This is a genomic window from Shigella sp. FC1661 (assembly GCF_001712525.1).
Taxonomy (GTDB): domain Bacteria; phylum Pseudomonadota; class Gammaproteobacteria; order Enterobacterales; family Enterobacteriaceae; genus Escherichia; species Escherichia coli.
Map to the genome: position 1 here is coordinate 1 of NZ_MDGW01000134.1, position 6284 is coordinate 6284.

At 50.0% G+C, this 6284-nt stretch carries 4 protein-coding genes and 2 pseudogenes; 2 read left to right on the plus strand and 4 right to left on the minus strand.

Features of this window, described 5'->3' with window-relative positions; genetic code table 11:
- Together BFF42_RS09465 and BFF42_RS09470 are read right to left on the minus strand one after the other, a co-directional pair.
- On the minus strand, window positions 1-159 hold a 159-nt coding region (locus BFF42_RS09465), incomplete at its 3' end, for an IS1 family transposase (RefSeq protein WP_032277379.1).
- A gap of 28 nt (window positions 160-187) precedes the next feature.
- Window positions 188-685 (minus strand): glutathione S-transferase N-terminal domain-containing protein, encoded by a 498-nt coding sequence (locus BFF42_RS09470; RefSeq protein WP_012421433.1) that lies wholly within the window; start codon window positions 683-685, stop codon window positions 188-190.
- A gap of 266 nt (window positions 686-951) precedes the next feature.
- Between BFF42_RS09470 and ansP the strand changes: the two are divergent.
- Window positions 952-2451 (plus strand): annotated as a pseudogene (gene ansP, locus BFF42_RS09475) (L-asparagine permease).
- A gap of 112 nt (window positions 2452-2563) precedes the next feature.
- On the opposite strand, the gene yncE reads toward ansP, so the two are convergent.
- A complete protein-coding gene (yncE, locus tag BFF42_RS09480; protein WP_000550675.1) occupies window positions 2564-3625 on the minus strand; it encodes a 7-bladed beta-propeller protein YncE in 1062 nt (353 codons plus the stop codon).
- 241 nt (window positions 3626-3866) lie between these two features.
- Between yncE and pqqU the strand changes: the two genes are divergently transcribed.
- Entirely contained in the window at window positions 3867-5969 is a 2103-nt protein-coding gene (gene pqqU, locus BFF42_RS09485; protein WP_039060240.1) for a TonB-dependent receptor PqqU, read from the plus strand.
- Between the two features lie 23 nt (window positions 5970-5992).
- On the opposite strand, the pseudogene BFF42_RS09490 reads toward pqqU, so the two are convergent.
- Window positions 5993-6284: pseudogene (locus tag BFF42_RS09490) on the minus strand (IS1-like element IS1X2 family transposase); the annotation flags it as partial.

A 6284-nucleotide genomic window follows, 5' to 3' on the forward strand; every position in this document is an offset into this window, starting at 1 on the left:
GTGCGTACCGGGCTGAGAGGCGGTGTAAGTGAACTGTAGTTGCCATGTTTTACGGCAATGAGAGCAGAGATAGCGCTGATGTCCGGCAGTGCTTTTGCCGTTACGCACCACGCCTTCAGTAGCGGAGCAGGAAGGACATCTGATGGAAATGGAAGCCACGCAAGCACCTTAAAATCACCATCATACACTAAATCAGTAAGTTGGCAGCATTACCCAGCGTTAGTTGCTCACCAAACGCATAAGGTTCAGCGGTCAATTGTGAATTCAGCCAGATATAAAGCGATTTACGATATTCAATAACATTCTTCTTTAACTGTTCAGGTGCGTCAGGAGCCCAACGCTCAGGGTAATCGGCGAAAGTGAATGTTGGATAGACATTAGCAACCAGCCAGACCAATAGCCGTTGAAACTGCTGACGTTCGGCGCGCCCAACCGGTGGCGCAAGGTCCGGGCGACGATCGAGAACCATCAATGCAATCGCCGCTGTCTCCGTCATAATCTCGTCATTTTCCAGCGCCAGTGTCGGAATCTGACACAACGGGTTCAGGGTTTTCAATAACTCGCGTGAAGTTCCCTCGTGGTCAAAACCACTGACATCAACGAACTGATAAGGAATATCAGCCAGTGTTAGCATCAGCTCACTGATTGTAGAGCCCCATCCGGGTACGCCATACACCTTAATCATATGCCCCTCACAATCTTTTAAGGATTAAGTGTAGGACAGTACACAGGTTAACCAGCAAAAGTATTTGTCATTTTTTCGTCAGTTGTATGAATCCCCTTCAGGATTGTAAGGGGATGTTTTGCATCGTATATCGATAACGGGTAGGATGCTGCGCCGATAGTTTTATACCCATAAAGAATAATGGTGATAACTATCATCGCCAGGATAAATAAACATTGTTCATGGCAACTTATATGACTTTTTCATTAAAGCAATCAGGGAGAGCAATGAGTAAACACGACACCGACACTTCAGATCAACACGCCGCGAAACGCCGCTGGCTTAATGCCCACGAAGAGGGGTATCACAAAGCGATGGGCAATCGCCAGGTACAGATGATCGCCATTGGCGGCGCGATTGGCACCGGCTTGTTTTTAGGTGCAGGAGCCCGACTGCAAATGGCGGGTCCAGCACTGGCACTGGTTTATTTAATTTGTGGCTTGTTTTCGTTTTTTATTCTGCGTGCATTGGGTGAGCTGGTGCTACACCGCCCTTCCAGTGGCAGTTTTGTCTCTTATGCCCGTGAGTTTTTGGGTGAGAAAGCCGCTTATGTTGCTGGCTGGATGTACTTCATCAACTGGGCGATGACGGGGATTGTTGATATTACCGCCGTCGCTCTGTATATGCATTACTGGGGTGCGTTTGGCGGCGTGCCGCAGTGGGTCTTTGCGCTCGCTGCACTTACCATCGTTGGCACCATGAATATGATCGGTGTGAAATGGTTTGCGGAGATGGAGTTCTGGTTTGCGCTTATTAAAGTGCTCGCCATTGTGACCTTTTTGGTCGTGGGTACAGTGTTCCTCGGTAGTGGTCAGCCGCTGGATGGCAACACCACTGGCTTTCATTTAATCACCGATAATGGCGGCTTCTTCCCCCACGGTTTGCTGCCTGCGCTGGTGTTGATTCAGGGCGTAGTGTTTGCTTTTGCCTCCATTGAAATGGTGGGTACAGCTGCCGGAGAATGTAAAGATCCGCAGACCATGGTGCCTAAAGCCATTAACAGTGTGATTTGGCGTATTGGCCTGTTTTACGTCGGCTCCGTGGTGTTGCTGGTTATGTTATTGCCGTAGAGCGCGTATCAGGCGGGGCAAAGTCCGTTCGTGACGTTTTTCTCTAAACTGGGTGTGCCATATATCGGCAGCATTATGAACATTGTGGTGCTGACCGCTGCCCTCTCCAGCCTGAACTCAGGTCTGTACTGCACCGGACGTATTCTGCGCTCAATGGCGATGGGCGGTTCCGCACCGAGTTTTATGGCGAAAATGAGTCGTCAGCATGTGCCGTATGCCGGGATTCTAGCGACACTGGTTGTGTATGTCGTCGGCGTATTCCTCAACTATCTGGTGCCGTCGCGCGTATTTGAGATTGTGTTGAACTTCGCGTCGCTGGGAATCATCGCTTCATGGGCGTTTATCATCGTGTGCCAGATGCGCCTGCGTAAAGCGATTAAAGAAGGCAAAGCAGCGGATGTCAGTTTTAAACTGCCTGGCGCGCCCTTCACTTCCTGGCTGACATTACTGTTTTTACTGAGTGTCCTTGTGCTGATGGCGTTCGATTACCCGAACGGGACTTATACTATCGCGGCGCTGCCGATTATCGGTATTCTGCTGGTTATAGGCTGGTTTGGTGTGCGCAAACGCGTTGCTGAAATTCACAGCACTGCGCCAGTCGTCGAGGAAGATGAAGAAAAACAGGAAATTGTGTTTAAGCCTGAAACGGCGAGTTAATTGCAAAATTGCCCGGCTACGTGCCGGGCAAATTCAGATTACTGACGAAAGTGCCGGATACGCCGTGATAAAAGGCAGGCAAGTCTCACCGTTTTCACCCTCGCCATATCTATTACAGCGCAATACGAATCACATCGTCTGGCTGGGTAGCTTCCTGCTGTTTAGTGGATTTTTGTTTCACACTGACATACAGCGTTTTGCCATCGGCAGACAGCGCCAGGCTGTTTGGATGAGTCGGCGTATCGAACGTTTTCACCACTTTATAGCTTTTCGCGTCAATCACACTGACTTTACCTGCCTGACGATGCGTTACGTAGGCTTCATTACGCGCGGGGTTAAACAGCACAGCCAGTGATTCCGGTGCCGCAACCTTCGCCAGAATATTGCCATTACGGGTATCGACCACTAACACTTCTGCCGCTTTAGAATCGGTGATAAATGCACGCTGCCTGGCGGTATCAAGGCTGATGTTGATAAAGAAGTGCTCTTTGCCGTCATCCAGCAGCTTTTTACGGCTGAGGATTTTATTGTCGGCGGTGTCGATGGTAATCAATTCGCCGTCAGCGTTAGTGGTGTAAAGACGTTTGCCTTTGCTATCAAGCGCCAGACCGGTACTCATTTTACCGGTGTTCTGGATGGCGGTTTTCAGTTTGATATTCTCGCCATCAACGACCCAAATCACGCTCTCTTTACCAATACCACTGATGTAAACGGTGTTCGTGGCATCATCAGCTACCAGCTCACGCGGTTGCAGCGGGCGCACCTCTTCCGTGCGCTTACGATCATCCAGCACCAGACGGCCTTTCACTTCGCCCGTTTTGGCATCTATCGCCGTGACCGCGCTGTTTACGGTGTTACCAAACCACAACGTCTGAGTCGTGTTATTGATGGTGGCACCAAACGGCTTGAGATCGTTATGGATCGCCTGCGTCACTTCCAGAGTGACCGGATCAAGACGATAAACCACGCCACCTTTATCCAGTTTGCGGCTTTGCGAAGTGGCGAGCCACAGCGCGTTTTCTTGCTGGCTATAAGCCATTTCGTAGGCACCTTTACCTACCGCTTTACGCAGCATTTCTTCTGCGGCCTGCGTACTGAATGATGAAGCAACAAGCAATGAACCTAACAGTAATGAACCACGCAGGCGCGATGAAAACAGATGACGTAAATGCATGACGACTCCCTTTGATGAACCAATATTTTTGCTGCTTCACAATGCTTCGCTAAGCGTAATCATCGTCACGCTCTTGTTATAAATGGGAATGGTAATCATTATTTTCTCAAATGTGGAGCATTTCTTGCCGTTACGACTACAATTTTCTCAATTAATTAACGTATCGTGCCGTTTCGTTTTCCATAAGTTTACAATTTTATTACCATGACAGCGTTTTCCCATTCTTAACCTGGCTTTTTTCATGAAGATTTTTTCCGTCCGACAGACCGTTTTGCCCGCACTGCTTGTCCTTTCCCCCGTTGTTTTTGCCGCTGATGAACAGACTATGATTGTCAGTGCCGCACCGCAGGTGGTTTCAGAACTGGATACCCCAGCAGCAGTAAGCGTGGTGGATGGCGAGGAGATGCGCCTGGCAACACCGCGCATTAACTTGTCCGAATCACTGACCGGCGTGCCTGGTTTGCAGGTACAAAACCGGCAGAACTATGCGCAAGATTTACAGCTGTCGATTCGCGGATTTGGCTCCCGCTCCACTTACGGTATTCGCGGTATTCGCCTGTATGTGGACGGTATTCCCGCCACCATGCCCGACGGGCAAGGGCAAACATCCAACATCAATTTAAGCAGTGTGCAAAATGTGGAAGTGCTGCGTGGCCCCTTCTCTGCCCTGTATGGCAACGCGTCTGGTGGGGTAATGAATGTCACCACCCAGACCGGACAACAGCCACCAACCATTGAAGCCAGTAGTTACTACGGCAGTTTTGGCAGCTGGCGCTATGGGCTGAAAGCAACGGGCGCAACGGGAGACGGCACACAGCCTGGCGATGTCGATTACACCGTCTCAACCACGCGTTTTACGACCCACGGCTATCGTGACCATAGTGGCGCACAGAAAAATTTAGCCAATGCCAAACTGGGCGTACGCATTGATGAAGCCAGCAAATTAAGTCTGATTTTCAATAGTGTGGATATCAAAGCAGATGACCCAGGTGGGCTAACCAAAGCAGAATGGAAGGCTAATCCACAACAAGCGCTTCGTGCAGAACAGTACGACACGCGAAAAACCATCAAGCAAACTCAGGCTGGGTTGCGCTATGAGCGTAGCCTGAGCGCGCAAGATGATATGAGTGTGATGATGTATGCCGGAGAGCGAGAAACGACCCAGTACCAGTCAATACCCATGGCACCACAACTTAACCCGTCACATGCGGGCGGCGTGATTACCCTGCAACGCCATTACCAGGGGATAGACAGCCGCTGGACACACCGTGGTGAACTGGGCGTTCCGGTCACGTTCACTACCGGCCTGAACTACGAAAACATGAGTGAAAACCGCAAGGGCTACAATAACTTCCGCCTGAATAGCGGCATGCCGGAGTACGGGCAAAAAGGTGAGTTGCGTCGCGACGAACGCAATCTGATGTGGAACATCGATCCCTATTTACAGACGCAGTGGCAGCTGAGCGAAAAACTGTCGCTGGATGCTGGCGTGCGCTACAGCTCCGTGTGGTTTGATTCCAACGACCATTACGTTACTCCGGGTAACGGCGATGACAGCGGTGATGCCAGTTATCATAAATGGCTACCTGCCGGTTCGTTAAAATATGCAATGACCGATGCCTGGAATATCTATCTGGCAGCCGGGCGAGGTTTTGAAACGCCGACGATTAATGAGCTGTCTTATCGTGCTGATGGGCAAAGCGGTATGAACTTTGGTTTAAAACCATCCACCAACGATACAATTGAGATCGGCAGTAAAACGCGTATTGGTGATGGGCTGCTTAGTCTCGCATTGTTTCAGACCGACACTGATGATGAAATTGTTGTCGATAGCAGTAGCGGTGGGCGTACGACTTACAAAAATGCCGGAAAGACCCGTCGTCAAGGCGCTGAACTGGCATGGGATCAACGTTTCGCAGGAGATTTTCGCGTAAACGCGTCCTGGGCCTGGCTTGATGCGACCTATCGCAGCAATGTTTGCAATGAACAGGATTGTAACGGTAATCGGATGCCAGGGATCGCCCGTAATATGGGCTTTGCGTCGATAGGTTATGTACCGGAAGATGGTTGGTATGCAGGCACGGAAGCGCGTTATATGGGCGATATTATGGCAGATGATGAAAATACGGCAAAAGCGCCGTCTTATACTCTCGTCGGCTTATTCACCGGGTATAAATACAATTACCACAATTTAACTGTGGATTTATTTGGTCGTGTCGATAATTTATTCGATAAAGAATACGTTGGTTCTGTCATTGTCAATGAGTCAAACGGGCGATATTACGAACCTTCGCCCGGACGAAATTATGGTGTCGGCATGAATATTGCGTGGAGATTTGAGTAATTACCTTGGGTAATGCTGCCAACTTACTGATAGTGTTTTATGTTCAGATAATGCCCGATGACCTTGTCATGCAGCTCCACCGATTTTGAGAACGACAGTGACTTCCGTCCCAGCCTTGCCAGATGTTGTCTCAGATTCAGATTATGTCGCTCAATGCGCTGAGTGTAACGCTTGCTGATAACGTGCAGCTTTCCCTTCAGGCGTGATTCATACAGCGGCCAGCCATCCGTCATCCATACCACGACCTCAAAGGCCGACAGCAGGCTCAGAAGACGCTCCAGTGTGGCCAGAGTGCGTTCACCGAAGACGTGCGCC